The following is a 22,384-nucleotide window of genomic DNA, read 5'->3' on the forward strand; positions in this document are numbered from 1 at the left end:
CGTCAGCTCCCGGTGGGACGCACCAGGGACGCCGCCGTGCGCAGCAGCACGCACACGTCCTGCCAGGGCGACCAGTGGTCGATGTAGTAGTTGTCGTAGCGGGCCCGGTCCTCGATGGAGGTGTCGCCGCGCAGCCCCTCCACCTGGGCGAGGCCCGTGATGCCGACGGGCATGCGGTGGCGGGCCCGGTAGCCGGGGTGGCTCTGGCCGAACTGGGCGACGAAGTAGGGCCGTTCGGGGCGCGGCCCCACCAGGCTCATGTCGCCGCGCACCACGTTCCACAGGTTGAGCAGCTCGTCCAGCGAGGTCAGGCGCATGACGCGGCCGGTGCGGCTCATCCGCTCGTCGTCGGCGACGCTCCACCGGGTGGCGGCCTCATGGGCGTCGGCGGGGCGCAGCGTACGGAACTTGCAGAGCGTGAAGGAGCGCCCGTCGCGTCCCACCCGCTCCTGGCGGAACACCACGCCGGGCCCGTCGCTGGCCCGCAGCAGCACCGCGCACACCGCGAGCACGGGCGCGGCGAGCAGCAGCGCGGGCAGCGCCACGCACAGGTCGAGCGCCCGCTTCACGGCGAACCCGGGGCGGCGCACGCCGGCCGTCTGCACCCGGCGCACCGGGAACCCGGCGAGCTCGGCGCCCGCCGCCGCCTCGGCGCCCGCCCCGGGTGCGCGGGTGTCGACGTACCACAGGGCGCAGCCCCAGCCCTCCAGCTGGCCCAGGAGCACGGAGTGGGAGGGGTGGTCGGCGGCGTCGGCGTCGGTGAACAGGACGTCGCGGACGCTGTTCTGGATGACCGCGCGCTGCACCTCCTCGATGGTGCGCAGGACCGGCACGGCGGCCGGCTCGGGCACCGGTTGCAGCACCGGGACGACCACGCCGACGGGCCGGATCCCGACCTGCGGGCGCCGCCCGAGCGCCGCCGCCACCCGCAGGGCCGCCGTCGCCGGGCCCACCACGAGCGCGGAGCGCGGCGAGCGCGCCGCCCGCCGTCTGCGCACCCCGTACGCCCCCGCCCGCGCCGCCACGCTCACCGCCGTCTGCACGCCGCAGCAGGCGGCCAGGACCGGCAGCGCGAGCGCGGGCCCCGGCCGCACGGCCGCGAGCACGCACCAGGCGACGGCCGCCCGGAAGAGAAGCGCGGGCACCTCGTCCAGGACTCCGCGCGCCACGGTGATCCCGCCCGGCCGGTACAGCCCGGCGTGCCCGTTCAGCACGAGCACGCACACCACCAGCGCGGCGGCCGCCGCCCGCGGCAGCCCCGCGCCGCCCGCCGCCGCCCCGAGCAGCACCGCGCAGCCGTCCGCGGCCATCAGCGCGGTGTCGGTACGGGGCCGGGGCGCGCGCCGCGGGGGCAGCGGCGGCGGGGCGGCGGGTGCCCGGCCGGGCGCCACCACCGAAACGGCCCCCGCCGCACCCCCGCCGCCCCGGCGCGGACCCGCCGGGGAAGGAACGCCCCCTCCTGGGGAGGGGACGGTGTTGTCCGCAGTCACTTGAAGGTGGGTTCCCTGCACTCGGAGCGCCGGGCGCCGGACAGTTCGCGGTAGAGGTCCGCGATCGCTTCCGCCGTCTGGCGCACATCGTGGGTGGTGGTCACGTGCTGGTGGCCCTGGTGGCCCAGGGCGCTGCGCAGCGGCGCGTTGACGAGCAGCGCGCCGACGGCCCGGGCCAGCGCCTGCGGGCTGTCCGGCGGGACGAGGCAGAACAGCGCGTGCCCGGGCGGCAGGCTCTGCGACGAGCCGCCCACATCAGTAACGACGACGGGTTTCTGGCAGGCCATCGCCTCCAGGGGCGCCAGTGCCATGCCCTCCCAGCGGGAGGGCAGCACCACCACGTCGGCCGCCCGGTACCAGGGGGTGACGTCGTCGACGGCCCCGGCGAACAGGACGGACGCGGGCGCGGCCGCCCGCAGCGCCGCCTCGTCGGGGCCGTCGCCGACCAGGACGAGGCGGGCGGCGGGCAGTTCGGCGCTCAGCGCGCGCCAGGCGTCGAGGAGCACGTCCTGGCCCTTCTGGCGGCACAGCCGCCCCACGCACACCACCAGCGGCGCGTCGGCCGCCACCTCCCGCAGCGCGGCCAGCGCGGCGCGCGGGTCCTCGCCCGGGGCGGGCGGGCGGTAGCGCTCCAGGTCGACGCCGTTGGGGACGACCACCGCGTCCATACGGATCCCGGCGCGTTCGCCGGTGGCGCGCTCGCCCTCGCTGACGCACACCACCCGCGCGGTCCAGCGCACCGCGGCCCGCTCCCACGCGCGCGAGGCGAGGGCGACGGGGCCGGTGACGGCCTCGAACGACCAGGCGTGCGGCTGGAAGACGGTGGGGATGCGGCCGCGCACGGCGAGCCGCGCGGCCACTCCGGCCTTGGCGCTGTGCGCGTGGACGACGTCGGGCCGCAGGCGGCGGATGAGGCGGGCGGCCCGCAACGTCTCCGCGACCAGGCCCGGTCCGGGGGCGCGGGTGGCCTGCCAGGTGTACGTGTCGGCGCCGAGCCGGGCCGCCTCCGCGCCCAGGCGCCCCGAGCCCGGGCAGGCCACCGACACCCGCAGCCCGCCCAGGAGCTGATCCCGCACCAGGTCGGCGACGACCCGGGCCACTCCGCCGTCGACGGGCTGCACGAGGTGCAGGACGTGCGGCGCGGAGCCGGGTCCGGGCGCGCCATCGGGTCCGGCCTGCGGTCCCGGTCCGGCTTTCCGTCCGGTTTCCCTTCCGGTTTCCCGCCCGGCTTCGGGGAATTGCGGCTGCACGCGCAGTCACTCCGCTCATGTGAAGGTATTCGTATAAGCGGCCCGCCGAACGGGTGTGTTTCCCCCCGGGTCGGTCACGGAATTCCGCATTGCTGAGCCGGATGGCCGAGCCCCCGACTTACTGCTGTTTCACGTGGTCAATGGGTGGGCAGCAACTGTAGCCGCATTCGCCGCCGGGGATCGTCATGAATGTGTTTCGGAGTGTCCCATCGGGTGATCATCCGTATCCGATCGTAAACAGCCTCGTTGATGAAGTGCCTCATCTTTGGCGTGAAAGGAAAAAGTGATGAAGCGAATTGTCAAGTCCGTAGCAATGGTCGGTACGAGTGCCGCCGTCGTCGTGCTCGGCGCCGGCGTCTCGTCCGCCGACAGCCACGCGGACGGCAAGGCCACCCACTCCCCGGGTGTCCTGTCCGGCAACCTGATCCAGGTGCCGGTGCACATCCCGGTCAACGTCTGCGGGAACACGGTCAACGTGGTCGGTGTGCTCAACCCCGCCTTCGGCAACCACTGCACCAACAACTGACTTCACCCGGTCAGGCCACAACTTGCGGCCTTGACCTGCGTTGACCGGTAGGCCGGGCGACAACCGCCCGGCCTACTCCCCCCCCATCAAGAGGAGCGCTTCTCCATGTCGCGTACCGCCAAGGCCCTCGCCCTCTCCGCCGCTGCCGCCGCGGCCGTCGTCGGCGGTGCCGGCGTCGCCACCGCCGACAGTGAGGCGTCGGGCGAGGCCGCCCACTCCCCGGGTGTCGCGTCGGGCAACCTGATCCAGGTGCCGATCCACGTCCCGATCAACCTCTGCGGGAACTCGGCCCAGCTGATCGGCCTGCTGAACCCGGCGTTCGGCAACACGTGCGTGAACAACTGACGTTCCCTCACGCCGGGCCGCACAGGACCGCCGTACGCTGACCGCCCTTTCCCCGCGGGGGAAGGGCGGTTTCGCACGTCCGGGCCCCGCGCCGACTGGGCCGTACGGGGTGTCCCCGCACGATTGGCCGTACGGTCCGTCAGCTCGGCCCCACCGGTTCTCCCAGTTCAGGGACGTGAGGGGGAGTCAGTCGATCACCTGGTGTGATCATCCGGTTGCAGGCGTGTCGCTGCCCGCACATGGTGAGGGCAATCCTGTTGCCTCACCGAAGGAGACCCCCTTCCATGCGTGGTCGCGCCTCTCGTCGTCTCACCGCAACCGCCGTCTCCGCCGCGATGCTCTTCGGTGTCGCGGGTGCCACAGGCACCGCGATGGCCGCCGAACAGCCGCAGAAGCGGCCGGTGGTGGCCCCGGACGACGCCGCCCCCCTGCCCCCCGTACCCGGCCTCGACGCAGCGACGGGTCTGCTCAAGACGGTCGGCCCGGTCGCGGGGGTGGTCGGCGCGGCGACCGAGCTGCTCGCCGCGGTGCAAAAGGGCGGCCTGTCCCCCGAGGCACTCACCAAACTGGTGGACGCCCTCAAGGCCGCGATCGCCAAGCTGCCGGCGGCCGCGCCCGCGGCCCCGGCGACGCCCCCGGCAGCGGCGATTCCCGCGACACCCCCGGCGCCCTCCGCCGCGCTGCCGGCCCTGCCCGCGCTGCCCGCCCTGCCGGCTCTGCCGGGCCTGGGGGGCCTGACGAAGGCGGCAGCGCACGGCGCCCCGGCGGCCGCCGACCCCGTGGCGGACGCCGTGGCCACCCTGCAGAAGGCCGTGGACCAGCTGGTCAAGGACCTCACCGCAGTCAACCTCACGGGAGTCGTGGCCGATGCCACGGCGGTGGTCGGCGAGCTGCTCAAGCTGCTCCTGAGCGCCGTGCTCGGCAGCGGTCTGCCCGGCCTGCCCAAGCTGCCGGTGGAGCTCCCCAAGCTGCCCGTGCCCCTGCCCCTCCCGCTCCCGGTCTCCTGAGCGCACCACCCCGTACCGCGGGGCAGCACGCGTACGAAAGCGCCGGTCTCCCGGACAGGACCGGCGCTTCGTGCTGTCCGGCCGCGCGAGGGGACCGCCTGGATGCTGATACGAGGATCCTTTACGTACGAGTATCGGTGCGGCCCACTTCATCCGAGTGGTCCGGCAACAATTTCCCGACTGCTGGGTTTCCCTCGGGCGCGGAGGTCGTTACCCAAGAGGTAGCGCATGGAACTTCGAATAGCGCTTGCAGCGGACCGTAAACCGCGACGAAATGTCGCCACCGGAAGGAATGATGATGAAGCCGATGAAGGTTGCCGCGATCGTTGCCGGTTCCCTGGCAGTGGTGGGGGCCGCGACCCCGGCGTTCGCGTCGAGTGGCTTCGGCGCCGCCGGTATGCCCCCGACCAGCCTCAACGGCGGTCTGGAGACGCTGGCGAGCCAGGCGCTCACCAACCCCACGCCGACCATCGTCGAGACGCAGGCCCTCGACCCGAACTCCAGCGACTCCCTGATCCACACGGTCGGGCAGGCCACCGGCGGTCTGAACAAGACCAATGGCATTGCCCCGGCGGGACTTCTCGGCGGCCTTCCGGTCGGCCACTGATAAAGAGCGGCGAATTTCTTTACGGGGGTAAAACGGGGTTACGGGGGCAGGGGAATCCGGGAGTGCGCGGCCGGATTTCTCCATATTCCGTGAATCCCGGGAACGGGACAGGCGAAAGGCCCCGGTGTCCGGGTGACGGGTCCGGACGGGGGGCGGCGGGACGGCGCGGGGGCCGGTCGGCGGGCGCCCCCGGGGCCGGGCGGTAATCCGATTCGCCCTAACGAGTGGGCTTTGGTCCTGGTGTCGCCGCGATGTCGCTAGAGTCCCGGCATGACCTCAGCTTCCAGTGCCGTACGCCCTTCCAGGACCGCCCAGTTGGGCACCCTCGCCCTGCTCGCGTGGAGCGGCCCGCACCCCGAGGAGGACCGTGACGTGGCGTTCCTCATGGCGTACTCGCTGGGTGACGGCGAAGACGGCCCCGAGGGCGCCGAGGCGGCCGCCCGGGAGCTGCTCGACGAGATCGGCATGCCCGCCGGGACCGTCAACGACGCCGAGCACGGGGCGACGATGCCGATCACGCTCCTCCTGGAGGCCGGCCAGGTGAGCCTGACGATGCCTCAGCTCAAGGTGCAGTGCGCCACGCCGCCCGAGTGGATGGCGGCCGCGCAGGCCGAGGACGCCGCGCACTTCGTCTTCGCCACCCGTCCCTGGCCCGAGGCGGTCCCGGGCCGGCCGGTCACCGAGGACATGCTGCGGGCGTTCGCGGGCGACGCCGAGACGCTACTGAGTGCGGGCCACTGCGTCCTGCCGGTCCGCCGCCTGCGCAAGTAGCCGCCCGAGGCCCCCTGGGCGTACGGAAACGGCGTGTGCCGCGGACGGTGGAGTCCGCGGCACACGCCGTTCTCATGTGCGGACCGGCTGGGAGCTAGAGCACCCCGAACAGCAGGCCGAGCAGGCCTCCGCCGTGGTGGCCGTAGCGGCCGTCGTGGTCGTCACGGCCGTCGTGGCCGTAGCTGCCGTAGTTGTCGTGGCGACCGTTGTTGTCGTAGCGACCGTGTTCCCGGTGGTCCTTGTCCTTGCACTTCTCGCCGTACCCGCACGAAAGTGCCGCCGATGCCGGGGTACGGGCCGTCTGGGGCGCTGCCTGGGCGGCGCCGGCGACCGGAAGGATCGCCACGGCGGACAGGGCGGCGGCTACAGCTATCTGACGAAGCGTCATTTTCGGTGTCTCCTGATGTGGTGAACACGGACATCAAGGACGCTAATCCGACAAATCCGGATTGTCGCGCTGAGCGAGCGGCTGACTACTGCATGTGAGTGGCGGGGGCTGGCGGCCCGTCAGAAGCCGTCAGAAGCCGACGGTGCGGGGAGGGAAGAGGGAGGGGCGCAAAGGCGGCACACGGGCGGAACAAAGACCAAGGCCCCGGAATCGTGTAGACCTCCGGGACCCCAGCAGGCGTTCATTCTCCTCTGCCCTACCCGCACCAACGAGCGGCCGCCGGGAAGGTCACGGCTGCCCAGCGGATCCGACACCAAGTGATCAATGACGGCCGGAACGGTTTCGGGGCGGTCTCGTTGTCCCGAATGCCCCCTTGTGAACGATCAGCCCCGGGCGGTAAGTGATCGGCCCCGGGGCAGAACGGAGACCCGTGTGATCACCGAAGACCCGGTGCCGCGGCGGCGCGTCGGCCCGAAGCGCCTGCGCCTGCCGCGCCCCGGCGCGCTGTGGCCCGGCCGCCCCCGGTGGACGGCTCCCGCCTCCACCCGGCGCGGAGTGCTGCGCGGCCTGTTCACCCTGACGGTCGTCAGCTTCACCGGCGGCACCCTCGCCCGGATCAACGCCGCCCCACGCACCGGGGCCGATCCGACCGAGCCCTGGACCGGGACCGGCGAGGCGGGTTCGCCCTGGCTCGGGACCGGCGAGGCGGCCGCCGCCGGCACCGGCCTGCCCACCGCGTTCGACGAGACCTACCGGGGGCGCCGCATTCAGGGCCGCACGGTCCTCGCCGATATGCACGCGCAGGCGATGGCGGCGGCGGCCGGCCGGGCCCCGGAGCGCCCGCCCGGCACCGTCCCGGCGCTGCCGCACCCGGGACCGGGCGGCAGCAGCACGGCGGGCGCGGGGTTCGAGGCCCTCATCGACGGCCGCCATCTGCATCTGATGCGCCGCGCGGACGGCACGTACATCAGCTCGGTGGACCACTACACCTCGTACGCGACACCGCTGGAGGCCGTCCGCGCGGCGGTCGACGTGCTGGGCCCCGCCCGACTGGCCGCCAACCCGGTCCACGGCAAGTGACGCCCCGCACCCGACAGGCCAGGTGAGACAACCCGCATGGTGTACATCCGCAAGAACCAGAAGAACCTCACGAAGGCCGAGAAGCGGGCCTTCGTCAACGCCGTCCTGGAGCTCAAGCGCCGGGGCAAGTACGACCGGTTCGTCCGCACGCACATCGAGTACTTCGTCGGCGACGGGGACGACGGGCTGCGCGTCGCCCACATGGCGCCCTCCTTCCTGCCCTGGCACCGCCGTTTCCTGCTCGACTTCGAACGCGAGCTGCGGGCGATCAACCCCCGCGTCACCGTCCCGTACTGGGACTGGACCCGGGACAACTCGCCCTCGTCGTCGCTGTGGGCCGAGGACTTCATGGGCGGCACCGGCCGCAGCGAGGACTTCCAGGTGATGACCGGGCCCTTCGCCTACCGGAACGGCAAGTGGAAGATCGAGGCCGGGGTCACCGAGGACCCCTTCCTCACCCGCGACCTCGGCAACGCCTTCGGCCGCGGCGACCCGCTCGACCTGCCGCCGCGCGACGACCTCAACCGGGCGCTCACCGACTCCGTCTACGACGTCGAGCCCTGGAACTCGCTGAGCCCCACCGGTTTCCGCAACAAGATGGAGGGCTGGACGGACGGCGCCGGCGTCGACAAACTGCGCACCCACAACCGCGTGCACCGCTGGATCGGCGGCACCATGATCGGCGGCGGAGCCGTCAACGACCCGGTCTTCTGGCTCCACCACGCCTTCGTCGACCTCATCTGGTCGCGCTGGCAGACCCGCCACCCCAAGTCCGGCTACCGCCCCGCCCGGCCGCCCGGCGCCGACGACCCGCAGAGCGGCCGCGTCGCCGCCCTCAACGAGCGGATGCCCCCGTGGAACACCACCCCGGCGGCGCTCCTGGACCACCGCAAGATCTACAAGTACGCGGACTGACCGCGCCGCACACACGCGTACGGCCCCCGGGAGGACCCGGGGGCCGTACGCGAACGAACCGCCGTCGAGGGACGGGCTCAGCGCCCGTAGCCCCCGTGGTGGCCGCTGTTGTTCTCGCAGTGGTTGCCGAACACCGGGTTCAGCAGGCCGATCACGTTGATGGTGTTGCCGCACACGTTGACCGGCACGTGGACCGGGACCTGGATCAGGTTGCCGGACAGCACACCCGGGGAGTGCGACGCTTCGCCGTGCGCCCCCGCGTCGGCCGTGGCCATGCCGGCACCGCTCAGCGCCACCGCACCCGTTCCGGCGAGGACGGCGACGGTCTTCGCGATACGAGACATCAAGTTCTCCTTGTTTGTTCCAACGCTTCAGGGCCCCCGACGGCCGACGGCCACCGCGAAGCCGCAGTTGCCATGGCTAAACGCGCCCGGCGTGCAGAAGTAACGGAGGTTTACTGCGTCTGCTGGTGACGGGCCGCGCGCCGGCCCAGCGCCAGCACGGCTCCACCGGTGATCAGCAGCGTGCCGCCGGCCGCGCCGAGCATGAGCGGCAGGCTGTCGCTGCCGGTCTCCGCCATCTGCGGCGGCTTGCCGGGCTGCGGCGGCTTGCCGTGGTTCGGCGGCTTGTTGTCACCCGGAGGGGTGGTGTGACCGGGCGGGGTGGTGTGGCCCGGAGTGCCCGGGTGGGTGGGCTTGGGCCCCGGGTGGGTGGGCTTCCCGGTCGGCTTGGTGTGGGTGGGCTTGGGGTGCGGGTGGGGGTGCTTGGTCGGCGTGTGCGACGGCTTGGGGTGGTGCGGGGGGTGGTGCGGGTGGTGGTGGGAGGGGTGCGGGCGGGGGGTTTCGCCGCCGTGCTCCTCGCCGTATTCGCCGCCGGTGCTGTTGCCGTGGCCGTTGCCGTGCCCGTAGTCGGGGTGGTCGTCGTTGCCGTGGTGGTCGCGGCCGTAACTGTCGTGGTCGTCGTGACCGTCGCGGTGGTCACGGGGGCCTGACGCAAAGTCAGCACCCGTGCGGACGGGCGGCTGTCCCCCGTCCGGCTGCCCGGCGAACGGGGCCGACGCCGCGCCCGGCGGTGTGGAGGAGCGGTCCGCGGCGGGATCGCCGCTCGCCGCGGCCGCGCTGTACGCCGTACCCAGCGCGGTGACGAGGCCTGCCACCAGGGCGGCCCGTGCGACAGAACCAGAGATGTTGTGCATGCCGAACAAACCCTCCGACAGGAATGCGGGGAGAAGGACCAGATGGTCACCAGATGGTCTTAGGAATACTCCGGGCATCGCGGGAAGGGCCGTATCCACGGGCGTGTCCGTACGGGAGGGAGCACGCGGCAACCCGTCTAGCGCAAGTCGGATGATCTGTTCGGGTCTACGGCGCTACTGGTTTACGGGCGTGAGGCGAACGCACACCGCTGCGCGCGGACGCGGTTGTCGAAATTGGAATGCCCCAGGTCCGGTACGCCCACGGCGTTCAGGGCGAGCGGGCGAATCAGGAGTTCGCGCAGCAGGGCCTTGATCTCGACGCGGGCGAGATGGGCGCCGAGGCAGTAATGGGGCCCGCCGCCCCCGTATCCCAGATGGGGATTGGGCCGCCGGGTGATGTCGAAGGCGTCCGGGCGGTCGAAGACGGCTTCGTCGCGGTTGGCGGAGGCGTACAGCAGCATGACGCGGTCACCGCGTACGAAATCGTGCCCGCCCAGAGTATGGGGACGGATCACATGGCGCCGGAACTGAATGATGGGAGTGGAGAAGCGGACGATCTCGTCGACGGCGCCGTCGGCGTACCGCTCGAAGTCGCCGGTGAGCAGTTCGCGCTGGTCGGGGTGGTCGGTGAGCAGGGCGAGCGCGTGGGCGATGGCGTTACGGGTGGTCTCCACGCCCGCGACCATGAGCAGCGAGAAGAACGAGCCCAGCTGGCGGGTGCTGAGGGCCTGCCCGTCGACGTCGGCGGTGACCAGGGCGGAGATGAGGTCGCCGGTGGGCCGTCGGCGCCGCTCGCGCCCGAGCGCGGCGACGGTGAGCTGCATCCGGGCGAGCGCCCGCAACCCGCGCCCGGGCACCCGGATACGGGCCCGCAGCGTACGGGCGACTCCGGCGTTCTCGGAGGCCCGGTCGACCTGGCGGGCGATCTCGACGCGGCCCGGCTCGGGCACGCCGAGCATGTCGCAGATGACCTCGAAGGCCATCCGGGAGGCGGCGGCGGAGACGAACTCGTCGGCCCCGGTGGCCAGCAGGTCGTCGACGATACGGGCGGCGAGGTCGCGGATGCCGCTCTCGGCGTCGGCGAGGACGCGGGGGGTGAAGGCGCGCGAGACGACGCGCCGCAGCTGGGCGTGGCGCGGCCCGTCCAGGTTGACCATGGAGTCCCCGAACACCCCCCGCACCCAGCGGGGCGGCTCGGGGGAGGTGGCTCCCGGCGCGCTGGCGAACACGTCGGCCATCCGGCTCGCCTCGACGACGTCGGCGTGCCGCACGAGGGCGTAGAACCCGCGCTCGGGCCGCCGCCGCCCGGCCGCGGCCCGCTCGACGAAGTAGGCGGGCCGGTCCAGCTGCCGCAGCAGGGCGAAGGCCTCGAGGCGGCGGTCGCGGGGCAGTTTCCAGAACTGCGGATCGGCGAGATCGAGACCATGGAGATCGCGGAGATCACCGACGCGCTCACTGTTCGTACTATCCGTACCAACGGACAATGTTCCACCCGCCGTTGAAGTCGCATAAGTCGCATAAAAGGGAAGTCCGCCCCCGAGGATCAACTCCTCAGGGGCGGAAGGACAAGGCAGAGAAAACCAGAACCAGAACCGGCACCACTACCGGAACGAGAACTGGTTCGGGCTCCCCTCCCCGTGCCGGTGAACTCAACTGACCAGGTCGTGCCCGGCCTTCACGGCGTCGGTCCCGGCCTTCACGGCATCCCCGGCGGCCTTGACCTTCTTGTCGAAATGGGGACCGACAATCCCTTCGGCCACGGGCTTCGCCTTCTGCCCGGCCACGGCGGCCGTCTGCGCGGCGCTGCTGATGGTCCGGCCGAGGTCAAACGCCTGAGCAGAAGGTGCCATTGCGGCCACCAACGCCGACCCTGCCACGGCAGTACTGAGAACTCGACATACATTCATGCCCTTACAACGCAATAGGCGGGGAGAAGGCACGCCCGTGCCAAGCGCGCGCAATGCTCTGCCCTTTACGCACCGGTCAGTTGACGGTGATCTCCAGGCCGGTCGGTGTGACCCGTACGGATACGGCGGTGAGGTCGGTGGCCGTGGCGTCCGCGTCGAGTTCGTGGGGCCGGTGGGTGCTGGTGAGGGCGAGTGTGCTCATTCCGGCGGCGCGGGCCGAGGCCAGGCCGGCGGGGGCGTCCTCGACGGCCAGGCAGCGGGCCGGGGCGACGCCGAGGCGTTCGGCGGCCAGGAGGAACGGTTCGGGGTGGGGCTTGTGGTGGGTGATGTCGTCGACCGTGATCAGGTGGGCGGGGCGGATGCCGACCTGGGCGAGGCGGGCCTCGGCCACGCGCCGGGTGCCGGACGTCACCACGGCCCAGCGGTCCGGCGGGAGCGCGGCGAGGAGTTCGGGCGCGCCCGGTACGGGCACCACGCCGCCCCCGGCCGCGTCCGCGACCTCGGCGTCCTCCAGCCGTGCCACGGCCTCGGCGACCTGGGCGGCGGGCAGCAGCTCGGCCACGATCGCGGCGGCGGGCCGCCCGTGCACCTCGACGCGGGCGACGTCCTGGAGGGTCATGCCGTACGTCTCGGCCCACCGCGTCCACGCCCGTACGACCGAACGCATGCTGGAGACGAGCGTCTCGTCGCTGTCGAAGAGGATGGCGTCGGCCGACAGGTGCATGAGCGGGAGCGTAGTCGGCGTGTCGGTGCAGGTCGTGCGGGGGGTCGCAGCCCGTGGCGGCCCGTGGGCGTGTCCCTCGGCCCCGGCTTTCGTGGAGTCTGGCCGGGGCCGGGGGAGCGGTTGCCGTCAGATGGCGGGCACCGAGATGTCCAGGTCGTGCAGGCGTGCCGGTTCCGCGATGACGTCGATCTCGGTGATCGCGTCGTCGGCGAAGGTGAAGTGGAGCGCCACGCGCAGGCGGCCGTAGGGGGCCATGGTGAGGCCGGGGGCGCCGTCCACGAGGGCCACTCCGGTGAAGCGGGCGCGGCCCACCGCGGCCATCGCCGCCTTGGCGACGGTGACGGCGCCGCCCAGGAAGATGGGCTCGGGGCTGGGGACGACCGCCTTGTCCGCGCGCAGGACCACGTCGGGGTGGAGCAGGGTGACCAGGGCTTCGAAGTTCCCGCCGCGGGTGGCGGCCAGGAACGCCTCGGCGACCTGGCGGCGGCGGGACAGGTCGGGGTCGGGCGCGGCGGTGCCGCTCCCGACGCGGCGGCGGGCGCGGCTGGCCAGTTGGCGGGCGGTGGCCGGGGTCTTCTCGATCATCGGGGCGATCTGGTCGAACGGCACGGCGAACATGTCGTGCAGCACGAACGCGAGCCGCTCCGCCGGGGCGAGCGTGTCGAGCACCACCAGCAGCGCGTGCCCGACCGAGTCGGCCATCACCGCCTCCTGCTCGGGGTCGGGCCGCCCCTCCTCCTGGCCGGGGCCGCTCTCGACGTCCGGGACCGCCTCGTCCAGCGGGTCCTCGCCCCGGGTGCGGCGGGAGCGGAGCATGTTCAGGCACACCCGCGCCACGACCGTCGTCAGCCACCCGCCGAGGTTCTCGACGTCGTCGATGTCGGCGCGGCTCGCGCGCAGCCAGGCGTCCTGCAGGGCGTCCTCGGCCTCGGCGAGCGAGCCGAGCATCCGGTACGCCACCGCACGCAGATGGGACCGGTCCTGTTCGAAACGGTCCGTCAGCGTCCGGGTCTGCTCCGGCGCCTGCGTGCCCGTCCGCGTCGGCTCCTGCGTCCGCGTCGGCTCCTGCGTCGGCTCCGGCGTCTGCGTTATGTGCTCGTCCATTGGCCCCATTCCTCCGGTCGCCTTCCTCACGCGCGGTGTGTCTGAGAAGTAGATCACCGCCGACCTGCTCATCTTCTTCGGGGAGCCCACGCGCCCACCAGCCCACGAGCCCACGTACGTACGGCAATGGGCACGGCAACGAGTCGAGGAGAGCAGCCGCGATGGCGTCAACGATCCTGGTCACCGGTGGCACCGGCACGCTCGGCGGCCACGTCGTGCCGCTCCTGCTGGACGCGGGCCACCACGTACGCGTGCTCAGCCGCCACGGCCGCGACGGCGGCGGCGGCGCCGAGTACGTCGCCGCCGACCTGCTGCGGCCCGAGGGGCTCGGGCCCGCTGTCGAGGGCGCCGACACCGTGGTGCACCTGGCGGGCGGACCCAAGGGCGACGACGAGGCGACCCGCAACCTCGTACGGGCCGCCTCCGGCGCCGGGGTGCGCCACTTCGTCTACATCTCGGTCATCGGCGCGGACCGCGTGCCGCTGGGGTGGTTCGGGACGAAGCTCGCCTCCGAGCAGGCGGTACGGCTGTCCGGCATCCCGTGGACGATCCTGCGCGCGGCCCAGTTCCACGACCTGATCCTGCTGCTGGCGCGGAAGACGGCCAAACTGCCGGTCGTGCCCGTTCCGGCGGGCCTGCGCTTCCAGCCGGTCGACTCGCGCGACGTGGCGGACCGGCTGGTGGCGCTGACCCTGGCCGGGCCGTCCGGGCAGGCGCCCGATCTGGCCGGGCCGAAGGTGTACGGGATGGGGGAGCTGATCCGTACGTACCTCCAGGCGCGCGGTACGCGGCGGCTGCTGGTGCCGGTGCCCATGCCGGGCAAGGCGGGGCGGGCCTACCGGGCGGGCGAGAACCTGTCCCTGGACGGGACCGCGGTGCTGGGGGAGCGGACCTGGGAGGCGTTCCTCGCCGAACGACTAGGCTAGCCAGCGCGACTGCGATGGCCTGTGTATGGCCTGCGTATGGCCGAGAACATGAACGTGAAGGACGGGGTGGTGGGACCGTGAGCGACTTCGACGCGATCGACTCGCTGCTCGCCTCGGTGGGTCCCGAGGCCGCGCTCCCGGCGCCCGAGCAGCGCCTGCGGCTGCGCGAGGCCGCCCGCCTCTCCAAGGCGCAGGTCGCCCGTGCGCTCGGGGTGAGCCCGTCGACGGTCACGGGGTGGGAGACGGGCCGTGACCCGTCGGGCGAGGTGCGTACGCGGTACGCGTATCTGCTGGAGGGGTTGCGGGAGCGGCTGGAGGAGTCCGAGCCGGAGCCGGAGCTGGAGCCTGAACCGGAGGTCGAGGCGGAGCTGGAGTCCGCGCCGGTGGGCGAGGCCGGGGACGAGGCCGGGGACGACGTCGAGTCGCTCGGTGCGCCCGAGCCGTGTGTGCTGTGCGGGCGTCCGGCCCGGCAGCGGGTGGCGGGGTTCGCGCAGCACCTGGATCCGGCGGAGTGCGAGACGGCGGCGGCTCCGGTCGCGCAGGACCCGGTGGCCGCGCAGGCTCCCCAGGTCCTGGCGGCCCCGCAGACCCCGGCCCGTACAGCGAACGAGTCCGCCGTGCCCCGCGCGACGCACACACCACGCACCGCGCGCCCCCCGGAGTCGGCCAAACCCCCCACCCGCCGCGCCTTCCAGCCGCCCCGCCCCGAGCCCTCCGACCTCGTCACCCAGGCCGTGCGCGGGGCCCTCGCCGAGCATCACGGGGACGTCGAGGCGGCCACCGCCGCGCTGGTCAAGCGGGCGATCCCGGACGCGATGCGGCTGCTGGACGAGTCGCGCAAGGGGGCGCGTTACGACATCATCGCCCACCCCTGGATCCCGGACGTGCTGCGCAAGCAGACGGCCAAGGGCGCCGACCAGATCTGGGAGGCGCGCCCCAAGTGGACGCGGCGCGAGCTGCCGCCGGGGGAGCACGAGGTGACGGCGCTGGACATCAACGGCGCGTACCTCTCCGCGCTGAAGACCCACCTCCCGCTCGGGCAGCTGGAGCACTCCACCGGCTTCGCGCACGACCGGCGCCGGGCGGGCGTACACCTGATCACACCGCCGGTGTGGGAGCACGAGGACGTCCTGCCGAACCCGATCGGCAACCGCGAGGAGCCCGGCCCGCTGTGGGTGACCGAGCCGACCCTGCGCCTGCTGCAACGCCTGTCGGGACCGAAGTACGGGCTGTGCGAACCCCCCGAGATCCACGAGTCGTTCACGTCCGGGGCGACGGAGAACCTCCTGGAGAAGTTCCGTATCGCCCTCAAGGACGCCCGTGACGCGGCGCTCGCGGACGGGGACGAGGTGACGCTGGAGTACGTGAAGGCGATGTACTCCAAGTTCGTCTCCACGATGGGGGAGTCCAACTACAACCGCGAGCTGTACCGTCCGGACTGGATGCACATCATCCGCTCCCAGGCGTTCGCCAACCTCTGGATGAAGGCGTACAAGGCGCACGACGAGGGTCTGGCGGTGGTTCGGGCGATGGGCACCGACGAGCTCCATGTGATCGGCGACTGGCGCAAGGTGTTCGCGGAGGGCCGGGGCGTGACGGAGGTCAAGGTCAAGGACACGTACACCGCCGGCGCGGTGGGCGGGGAGGGCTGAAGTGCCGGAGCACAGCCATGAGTTCGGCAAGTACGGGGCGCGCGGCATCAAGGGCAGCGAGGCCGTGTCCCGGGTCCTGGACTCGCTCGCGGGCGGCATCGCGACGCCGGTGACGGTCAGGCGGGGCCTGCTGGCGCGGCTGCACTACCTGACGCGTACCCCGCACGCCTGGGCGGCGGCGCGGGAGGCGGGCCTGACGGTGACCGACCGCACGGTCAGGGCGTGGCTGGCGGGCGCGCGCAACCCCACCGCGGCGAACCTGGAGCGCATCGACCGCGCGTACTGGACGGTCCGCCGCCACAACGTGGCCCGCCACCTGCTGCGCCGCCTCAACTCGGCGGGCGGCACCCGGGTGGAGCTGCACCCCCTCAACCAGTCCCAGGTGCCCCGGCCGCGGCAGCGGGTGGTGGAGTACCGGGCCCTGAACGTACGCCGGTGGGACCGCATCGTCGAGGCGTGGGCGGCGGCGGACGCGGAGGCGCTCGACGGGGCGTGGACGGACGTCATCGAGGACCTGGGGTCGCAGTGGGGGCAGTATGAGTATGTGACTAATGTGGGGTTTGCGGCGTGAGGCCGTCGCCGCCGAAGTGGTCGGCGTTCCACGTCCTTATGATCAACTGGTGATCACCCCGGAGACCGTCGTCGAACGCCAGCTCGCCGCCTACAACAGCCATGACCTCGAAGCCTTCGCGGCGACGTACGCCCCCGACGTCTGCGTCAACCGCCGCGGCGGCGACCGCCTGCTCGGGCGCGACGCCGTGCGGGAGGCGTACGCCGACCAGTTCGCCGCGGGGCGCTGCCGGGCCGAGATCGTTGGCCGGCTCACCGAGGGCGACTGGGTGGTGGACCACGAGATCGCCCACGGCATCACGGACGACCCCCTGCGTGTGCTGGTCGCCTACCGGGTCCGCGACGGCCTGATCGACCGCGTCGACTTCCTCGGCTGACTGTCGGGCCTTGGATCACGACTGCTGTCTTTCTTCTGTCTCTCTTGGTTGGCTCCGGGAACGCTGCTGGGTTATCACGCCGTGATAAGTGGCCGCAGGGGGAGGGCTGTTGCTCGCCGGGGGGGGAGCGGCCGTCATCGAGACGTCGGCTCTGCGTGGAGCGGGTTGCCGGGGGCCGGGGTGACGCGGGCGAAGGAGGTCACGACGGCGCGGAAGCCGGTGTGGTCGTGGTGCCGTGCGGTGTGCTGGATCGCCCAGTCCTCCGGCCCGTCGCGGGTGTCGGAGGGCGGGGAGGTGTCGAGGCAGGTGGTGCACTCCATGACGTGGATCGGTGCGGAGGCGCCGGGGGTGGTGTCCGGGCCGAGCGTCCATTCCGCGTAGCGGATCACGGACCTCATGGCGTCCGCTCCGGTGTCGGCGTCTGGCGCAGTCTGTGCTGCCCGAGCGCGACCAGGCCGGCGACGGCCTGGGCCGCGCACAGGCTGCCCACGGCGCGGGGTGGGAGGGCCCAGTACGGGCCGGGGCGTGCGGTCCGTTCGACGCGGGGGACTCCCAGCCAGGTTCCTGGGCGTAGGCATTCGACGCCCGGCGTCCGCCAGGCGGTGTAGGTGCCGGGTGGGACGAGTGCGTAGTACCAGACCCCCACCCCATACGCGTCGTGGATGACGGCCCCGCTGGGGAGGGCTGTGGCGAGGAACGCGGCGACGGTGTCCGGGTCTTCGCTGCCTGCGGCCGCGTGGACGACGGGGGCGGGCAGGCGGATCGCTTCGAACCGCGTGCCGGTGCGGAGCAGTGCGATGCCGGCGTCGAACTCCCGGTGGGCCTGGGCGGGGGCGTCGTGGGAGGCGGCGAGCCAGTCGGTGATGGCCCTGGTGGTCTGGTTCATCACGGCGTGATCACCCCGGCGGGCCCGGACGCCTCGGCGCAGCCGCGGTGCGCGTAGCTGGTGTGGCTGGCGCCGGAGTCGGCGACGAAGATGTGGGTGGGGGTGTCGGCACCCGGCTCGTGGCACACCTCGCAGGGGCGGTACCGCGCCGGGTCGATGGGCCGATGGTTGGGTGCGTCCTCGATTTCGGCCGCCTCCAGGTGGTTGCCCGTGGCGGAAGGGATGGTGGGCCGGGTGGGCATGTCGCCTCGTCTCCTCGGGGATGGGGAGACGGTAGGGGCTGCGACGGCGCACGCCATGAACTGAGCGTTCGCATGAACTCTCCGTTCATGTCAGGCCAGCCCTCACTGCGAGGGCGTCCACCTGGTCCCGGTAGGTGGGCCGGGCTCGTCTGCGCAGGTCGGCAAGGAGATCGAGGGCAGCCGGGCTGCGAGCCAGGTCTTCGGCGGAGAGTTCCTCCAGGCGTAGGAGGTGGACGAGGGTCGCGGCGTCTTCGTGCCGCATGGCGTAGCAGCGGGCCACTTCAAGCGTGAACGTGAACGCCCTTTCGCGGCTTGGCAGTCGGTGGGTGTCGATGCTGTCGGCGACACGCAAGGCCTCCCCCGTCTCTCCGGCGAGCATCTCGATGCTCAGAGCGTGCAGGGCGACGTTGGTCGGGCCGAACACCGTGTGCTGAACGTTCCCCTCACCCGCGCGGTCGCCAAGGCCGCATGCCTGGTCGGCGAGCCTGTCGCGTGCCTTCCACCACTGGCGGCGACGGGCGCAGGCGACGACAGCGACGAGTTGGAGGGCCCCAGCCATGGCGCTTGTTTCACGGGTCTCGTTGCCTTGGGTGAGGGTTTCGATAGCCGAGAGGGCGATGTCGGCGGCCTCTTCGACGGCGCCTTCGCGCGGGTCGGAGAGCATGACGTGCCCCATGTTCCAGCTGGCTGCCGCTATACGGATGGGATCATCGGCGTCTTCGGCGGCGCGCAGGGCCCGGTCGGCGACCACGAGGGCAAGGTCGTTGCGGCCGGTGCGGCGGCAGTAGGAGCGCGTCAATCCGTAGAGGTCGGCGGCGGTACGCAGAACGTCGCGGCGCCCAAGGTCGTCCGTCCCGTGGCGGTGTGCGCGAGCGGCGTGCTCGACGTCTGCGATGAGCGGCGGGAGCACGGTCGCGATTTCCGTGAAGCGGGTTCTGGACGTCTGCCAGATCCGCCAGGCAGCCTCGACGCGATCGCGGAGTTCCCCGACCGGAAGGGCGTCGCGGGAGCGGGGCGCTCCATAGCCCATGAGGGCTCGGGCGACGGCGGGCGCGATGGTCGGCGGAGCGGCTGGTTCGGGCGCGGAGTCTTCAGTGAGGAGCGCGCTGACGGGGACCCCGAGTTCAGCGGCGATACGGACGAGGACGTCGTGGGAGGGGATGCGCTGACCCCCCTCGATGTAGGCGAGGTAGCGCTCGCTGATGCCGCAGAGCCCGGCGACGGCGGCTCGCGTACGGTTGCCGTTCTCCCGGCGGTAGTACACGATCCGCTCACCGACGGGCAGCCTCGGTGAGTCCATAGTGGTCAGCGTAGGGCGAGAACCGGTGGGCGGGCACGCTGTGCGCCCGCTCGGGCGGACTCTGGATACCCAGTGGCACACGGGCAGTTGGGGAGGGCGACATGCGGCTGGTGCTGTGGGACATCGACCACACGCTGATCGATACGCGCGGGGTGGGCCGGGAGCTGTCGGCAGCGGCGTTCGAGGCTGCGACGGGTGTGCCGATGCGGGAGCAGGCGAAGATCGACGGGATCACCGAGCCGGTCATCTTCCGGGAGACCGCGAAGCTGCACGGGCTGGTCACGGACCGGAACGACTTCGAGCGGTTCGCTCATGCCCTCGAAGAGCAGCATCTGAAGCGAGCGCCCGAGCTCCGGGAACGGGGGTGGGCACTTCCCGGAGCCGCAGAGGCCCTGGGTGCCCTGGCAGCGGCGGGCGTCCGGCAGACGGTGGTGTCGGGGAACATCCAAGGCGTCGCCAAGGTCAAGCTGTCCGTATTCGGTCTGGACGCACACATCGACTGGGAGATCGGCGCTTACGGAGAGGACGCCGACGAGCGCGCCGACCTGGTGCGACTGACCCTCGATCGGGCGGGCGTCGCTGCGGCCGACGCGATCCTGATCGGCGACACTCCGGCCGACGTCGAGGGCGGCCGGGCCCACGGGGTACAGGTCGTCGCCGTCGCCTCCGGCAAGAGCAGCGAAGCCGATCTCAAGGCGGCCGGTGCCGATGCCGCGCTGCCGGATCTGCGGGATGCGGGTCTGCTGGTGCAGCTGGTGCAGGACGGCATCCGCTGACGGTGCTCACCCGTCTTGTCGCCGTGGTCGGGCCCCTGCGGTGAAGTCCCGCTAGCCGGTTCGGTGTTCGCGTCTGCGGGCTCTGCCGTACCGGCTGTCACGCCGTGATGAGTGGGCGGGTGAGCGGCGGCGGCAGGGCCGTCACCAACCCCCTCCGAAAAAAGTTCTCCCGAACGTGTCACGTTCCCCCGCCCCCACGTTTCACAGAAGCAGAGCCACCGAGAAGCGCGGCTCACCCCGCCGGACCGGTGGGGGCACGGAAGCGAGTTCTGGAGTGAAGCGTCATGACGAACCCCATCCTGGTCACCGGCGGCACCGGCACCCTCGGCGGGCACGTCGTTCCCCTTCTGCGGGAGGCCGGGCGTATCGTGCGGGTGCTGAGCCGGAATCCGCGCGAGAGCGGGGACAGCGGTGTGGAGTACGTGGGGTGCGACCTGCTCAAGGGGGAGGGGATCGATGCCGCCCTCGACGGGGTCGAGACCGTTCTGCACCTTGCTGGCGGGCCCAAGGGGGACGACGTCGCCACCCGTAACCTCGTCGCCGCCGCCACCCGCGCCGGCGTCAAGCACATCGTCTACATCTCCGTCATCGGCGCCGACACCGTCCCCCTCGGCTACTTCCAGGCCAAGCTCGGCGCCGAGCGGGCCATCGCGGAGTCCGGGATCGCGTGGACGACGCTGCGGGCCGCCCAGTTCCACGACCTGCTGCTCACCATGGCCGAGAAGATGGCCAAGATGCCGGTCATTCCCGTTCCCGGCGGCATTCGTTTCCAGCCGGTTGACGCGAAGGAAGTCGCTGCCCGGCTCGTCGAGTTGACCCTCGGCGAACCGCAGGGGCTGGTCGCGGACCTGGCCGGGCCCAAGGTGTACGGGATGGGCGAGGTCAACCGTACATACCTCAAGGCGCGCGGCAAGCACCGGCTGATGATGCCCGTCCGGGTGCCGGGCAAGGCCGGGAAGGCCTACCGCGCGGGCGTCAACCTCTCCCTCGACCACGCCCTGGTCGGCACGCGGACCTGGGAGGACTTCCTCGCCGAGCGGGTCGCGTGACCGGCCGGGAGGCCACTGCGCCCGCAGCCGGCGCGTAACCAACCGGAGGCCACTGCGCCCGCAGCCGGCGCGTAACCGACCGGAGGTCACTGCGCCCGCAGCCGCCCGCTCAGCCACCCCAGCGCCGGCGGGATCTCCCGCCGCCACGTGTTGAAGTTGTGCCCGCCCGTATCCAGCGTGATCGACGAGACACGGGCGGGGCTGCGCACCTTCGCGATGAACTGCTGGGTGGCCCGGTAGTTGGTCTCGCCGTGCTTCGACGTCGTGACCAGGAACGACGAGTGGCCCTGCGGCAGATGGTCCAGGCTCCACAGCAGGTTGGCGCGCTTCTGCGCGGACTTGTCGCCATGGAACAAGTCGCCCGAGTCGCGGTCCACCTCCGCGTTGTAGTCGGCGGACAGACCCACCCCGGCCGCGTACGCCTCGGGGTGCTGGAGGGCCAGCTTGAGCGCGCAGTAGCCGCCCGTCGAATCCCCCATGAAACCCCAGTTGCGTGGCGCCGTCCCGACCCGGAACGTGCCCGAGATCGCCTTCGGCAGGTCCTTGGCGAAGAACGTCTCCGTCTGCGGGCCGCCGGGGATGTCGATGCACTGGGTGTTACGGGGCGGAGCCACCGTCGGCCGCATCATCACCAGGATCATCGGCTGCATCTTCTTCTGCTTGACCTGCATCCACGCCGTCTTGGGGTAGCGCAGCCCCTTGAGGAGGTTCTCGGCGGTGCCGGGGAAGCCGGTGAGGACGACGGCCGCGGGGAAGGTCTTCGTCTCGTACTCCTTCTGGAAGTACTCCGGCGGCAGATACACGTACGCCGGGCTGACGATCCGCGACCGCTCCCCCTGCACCGAGATCTTCTGCACCTCGCCGCTGAGGTGCGGCGTCCCGGACCCCGGAACGGGGACCTCCTCCTTGCTGACCAGCTTCACCCCGGGGTTGCCGATGGCCTGCGTGCCGAGGACCCCCACGCCCGACTGCTTCCCGAAGAGGTCCGCCCACGACCCGTAGAAGAGGAACGTCCTGTTCGCCGCGAGGCCCACCGACGAGAACAGCAGCACCTGGATCGCCAGGACCAGACCCACCCGGCCCACCACCGGCATCCACCCCCGCCGCGCCAGGAACGGCCACACCCAGATCGTGGCGGCGAACAGCAGCACCGTGCAGATCACGGCCAGCAGCAGAACGGTGGTACTTGTGAGGCCCATGAACCGTGGTGACTCTCTGTCGGATGGACGGAAGGCGGATGGACGGAAGGCGGATGACCGGAAGCCGGATGGCCGCAAGCCCGACGGTGACCGGGGTT

The 22,384-nt window shown here is 72.1% G+C and carries 27 protein-coding genes; 13 read left to right on the top strand and 14 right to left on the bottom strand.

Annotation, left to right across the window (positions count from 1 at the left end):
• Positions 1 to 2: 2 nt before the first annotated feature.
• Positions 3 to 1,490 (bottom strand): exopolysaccharide biosynthesis polyprenyl glycosylphosphotransferase, encoded by a 1,488-nt coding sequence (locus BX283_RS39160; RefSeq protein ID WP_257584510.1) that lies wholly within the window; start codon positions 1,488 to 1,490, stop codon positions 3 to 5.
• Complete coding sequence (locus tag BX283_RS39165; RefSeq protein ID WP_373979779.1) at positions 1,487 to 2,611, bottom strand: glycosyltransferase family 4 protein; 1,125 nt, start codon at positions 2,609 to 2,611, stop codon at positions 1,487 to 1,489. The genes BX283_RS39160 and BX283_RS39165 overlap by 4 nt, the downstream gene beginning before the upstream one ends.
• Positions 2,612 to 3,026: 415 nt before the next feature.
• Here BX283_RS39165 and BX283_RS39170 point away from each other — a divergent pair, with 415 nt between their 5' ends.
• The 5 genes from BX283_RS39170 (at position 3,027) to BX283_RS39190 (ending at position 5,996) form a co-directional block, all read left to right on the top strand.
• Positions 3,027 to 3,266 carry a chaplin gene (locus tag BX283_RS39170; protein WP_101392938.1) on the top strand — a complete coding sequence of 80 codons (240 nt, stop codon included), beginning with the start codon at positions 3,027 to 3,029 and terminating at the stop codon, positions 3,264 to 3,266.
• 105 nt (positions 3,267 to 3,371) lie between these two features.
• Positions 3,372 to 3,611, top strand: coding sequence for a chaplin (locus tag BX283_RS39175; protein WP_101392939.1), 240 nt, complete (start codon positions 3,372 to 3,374; stop codon positions 3,609 to 3,611).
• A 284-nt stretch (positions 3,612 to 3,895) separates the two neighbouring features.
• Positions 3,896 to 4,618, top strand: a complete 723-nt coding sequence (locus tag BX283_RS39180; RefSeq protein WP_101392941.1) for a hypothetical protein — start codon at positions 3,896 to 3,898, stop codon at positions 4,616 to 4,618.
• Between the two features lie 307 nt (positions 4,619 to 4,925).
• Positions 4,926 to 5,225: a hypothetical protein gene (locus BX283_RS39185; RefSeq protein WP_306822875.1), complete on the top strand. Its 300-nt coding sequence runs from the start codon at positions 4,926 to 4,928 to the stop codon at positions 5,223 to 5,225.
• A gap of 270 nt (positions 5,226 to 5,495) precedes the next feature.
• Complete coding sequence (locus BX283_RS39190) at positions 5,496 to 5,996, top strand: DUF5949 family protein (RefSeq protein ID WP_101392945.1); 501 nt, start codon at positions 5,496 to 5,498, stop codon at positions 5,994 to 5,996.
• A 94-nt stretch (positions 5,997 to 6,090) separates the two neighbouring features.
• Here BX283_RS39190 and BX283_RS39195 read toward each other — a convergent pair whose 3' ends face one another.
• A complete protein-coding gene (locus BX283_RS39195; protein ID WP_101392947.1) occupies positions 6,091 to 6,384 on the bottom strand; it encodes a hypothetical protein in 294 nt (97 codons plus the stop codon).
• A 432-nt stretch (positions 6,385 to 6,816) separates the two neighbouring features.
• Between BX283_RS39195 and BX283_RS39200 the strand changes: the two genes are divergently transcribed.
• Together BX283_RS39200 and BX283_RS39205 are read left to right on the top strand one after the other, a co-directional pair.
• A complete protein-coding gene (locus BX283_RS39200; protein WP_257584512.1) occupies positions 6,817 to 7,464 on the top strand; it encodes a tyrosinase cofactor in 648 nt (215 codons plus the stop codon).
• A 36-nt stretch (positions 7,465 to 7,500) separates the two neighbouring features.
• Positions 7,501 to 8,379, top strand: a complete 879-nt coding sequence (locus BX283_RS39205; protein ID WP_101392951.1) for a tyrosinase family protein — start codon at positions 7,501 to 7,503, stop codon at positions 8,377 to 8,379.
• A gap of 77 nt (positions 8,380 to 8,456) precedes the next feature.
• Here the strand turns inward: BX283_RS39205 and BX283_RS39210 are convergent, their stop codons facing one another.
• The 6 genes from BX283_RS39210 to BX283_RS39235 all read right to left on the bottom strand — a co-directional run bounded on the left by BX283_RS39210 (position 8,457) and on the right by BX283_RS39235 (position 13,153).
• Complete coding sequence (locus tag BX283_RS39210; protein WP_101392953.1) at positions 8,457 to 8,723, bottom strand: chaplin; 267 nt, start codon at positions 8,721 to 8,723, stop codon at positions 8,457 to 8,459.
• Positions 8,724 to 8,833: 110 nt separating this feature from the next.
• Complete coding sequence (locus BX283_RS39215) at positions 8,834 to 9,574, bottom strand: hypothetical protein (protein ID WP_101392955.1); 741 nt, start codon at positions 9,572 to 9,574, stop codon at positions 8,834 to 8,836.
• Positions 9,575 to 9,756: 182 nt separating this feature from the next.
• The gene (locus tag BX283_RS39220; RefSeq protein ID WP_101392957.1) at positions 9,757 to 11,058 is read right to left on the bottom strand and encodes a cytochrome P450; all 1,302 of its coding nucleotides are present in this window, start codon (positions 11,056 to 11,058) and stop codon (positions 9,757 to 9,759) included.
• Between the two features lie 165 nt (positions 11,059 to 11,223).
• On the bottom strand, positions 11,224 to 11,433 hold the full coding sequence (locus BX283_RS39225; RefSeq protein ID WP_143676651.1) for a hypothetical protein: 210 nt from the start codon (positions 11,431 to 11,433) through the stop codon (positions 11,224 to 11,226).
• A 124-nt stretch (positions 11,434 to 11,557) separates the two neighbouring features.
• Positions 11,558 to 12,205, bottom strand: coding sequence for an HAD-IA family hydrolase (locus BX283_RS39230; protein ID WP_101392961.1), 648 nt, complete (start codon positions 12,203 to 12,205; stop codon positions 11,558 to 11,560).
• 126 nt (positions 12,206 to 12,331) lie between these two features.
• Entirely contained in the window at positions 12,332 to 13,153 is an 822-nt protein-coding gene (locus BX283_RS39235; protein WP_257584546.1) for a sigma-70 family RNA polymerase sigma factor, read from the bottom strand.
• 317 nt (positions 13,154 to 13,470) lie between these two features.
• Between BX283_RS39235 and BX283_RS39240 the strand changes: the two genes are divergently transcribed.
• The 4 genes from BX283_RS39240 to BX283_RS39255 all read left to right on the top strand — a co-directional run bounded on the left by BX283_RS39240 (position 13,471) and on the right by BX283_RS39255 (position 16,834).
• Positions 13,471 to 14,235, top strand: coding sequence for an SDR family oxidoreductase (locus tag BX283_RS39240; RefSeq protein ID WP_101392963.1), 765 nt, complete (start codon positions 13,471 to 13,473; stop codon positions 14,233 to 14,235).
• A gap of 77 nt (positions 14,236 to 14,312) precedes the next feature.
• Complete coding sequence (locus BX283_RS39245; RefSeq protein ID WP_101392964.1) at positions 14,313 to 15,887, top strand: helix-turn-helix transcriptional regulator; 1,575 nt, start codon at positions 14,313 to 14,315, stop codon at positions 15,885 to 15,887.
• 1 nt (position 15,888) lies between these two features.
• Positions 15,889 to 16,458, top strand: a complete 570-nt coding sequence (locus BX283_RS39250) for a transcriptional regulator (RefSeq protein ID WP_101392965.1) — start codon at positions 15,889 to 15,891, stop codon at positions 16,456 to 16,458.
• A 49-nt stretch (positions 16,459 to 16,507) separates the two neighbouring features.
• Positions 16,508 to 16,834, top strand: a complete 327-nt coding sequence (locus tag BX283_RS39255; RefSeq protein ID WP_101392966.1) for a nuclear transport factor 2 family protein — start codon at positions 16,508 to 16,510, stop codon at positions 16,832 to 16,834.
• Between the two features lie 134 nt (positions 16,835 to 16,968).
• Here the strand turns inward: BX283_RS39255 and BX283_RS39260 are convergent, their stop codons facing one another.
• The 4 genes from BX283_RS39260 to BX283_RS39275 all read right to left on the bottom strand — a co-directional run bounded on the left by BX283_RS39260 (position 16,969) and on the right by BX283_RS39275 (position 19,262).
• Entirely contained in the window at positions 16,969 to 17,232 is a 264-nt protein-coding gene (locus BX283_RS39260; protein WP_101392967.1) for a hypothetical protein, read from the bottom strand.
• The gene (locus BX283_RS39265) at positions 17,229 to 17,720 is read right to left on the bottom strand and encodes a hypothetical protein (RefSeq protein WP_101392968.1); all 492 of its coding nucleotides are present in this window, start codon (positions 17,718 to 17,720) and stop codon (positions 17,229 to 17,231) included. Before BX283_RS39265 ends, BX283_RS39260 begins: the two co-directional genes overlap by 4 nt.
• Entirely contained in the window at positions 17,720 to 17,962 is a 243-nt protein-coding gene (locus tag BX283_RS39270; RefSeq protein ID WP_101392969.1) for a hypothetical protein, read from the bottom strand. Before BX283_RS39270 ends, BX283_RS39265 begins: the two co-directional genes overlap by 1 nt.
• 85 nt (positions 17,963 to 18,047) lie before the next feature.
• Positions 18,048 to 19,262, bottom strand: a complete 1,215-nt coding sequence (locus BX283_RS39275; protein WP_101392970.1) for a helix-turn-helix domain-containing protein — start codon at positions 19,260 to 19,262, stop codon at positions 18,048 to 18,050.
• 101 nt (positions 19,263 to 19,363) lie between these two features.
• Between BX283_RS39275 and BX283_RS39280 the strand changes: the two genes are divergently transcribed.
• Positions 19,364 to 20,038: an HAD family hydrolase gene (locus BX283_RS39280; RefSeq protein WP_101392971.1), complete on the top strand. Its 675-nt coding sequence runs from the start codon at positions 19,364 to 19,366 to the stop codon at positions 20,036 to 20,038.
• 284 nt (positions 20,039 to 20,322) lie between these two features.
• Positions 20,323 to 21,087, top strand: a complete 765-nt coding sequence (locus BX283_RS39285; protein ID WP_101392972.1) for an SDR family oxidoreductase — start codon at positions 20,323 to 20,325, stop codon at positions 21,085 to 21,087.
• 86 nt (positions 21,088 to 21,173) lie between these two features.
• On the opposite strand, the gene BX283_RS39290 is transcribed toward BX283_RS39285, so the two are convergent.
• Complete coding sequence (locus tag BX283_RS39290; RefSeq protein ID WP_101392974.1) at positions 21,174 to 22,286, bottom strand: esterase family protein; 1,113 nt, start codon at positions 22,284 to 22,286, stop codon at positions 21,174 to 21,176.
• Positions 22,287 to 22,384 lie beyond the last annotated feature (98 nt).

It is taken from the genome of Streptomyces sp. TLI_146, assembly GCF_002846415.1.
Taxonomy (GTDB): Bacteria; Actinomycetota; Actinomycetes; order Streptomycetales; family Streptomycetaceae; genus Streptomyces.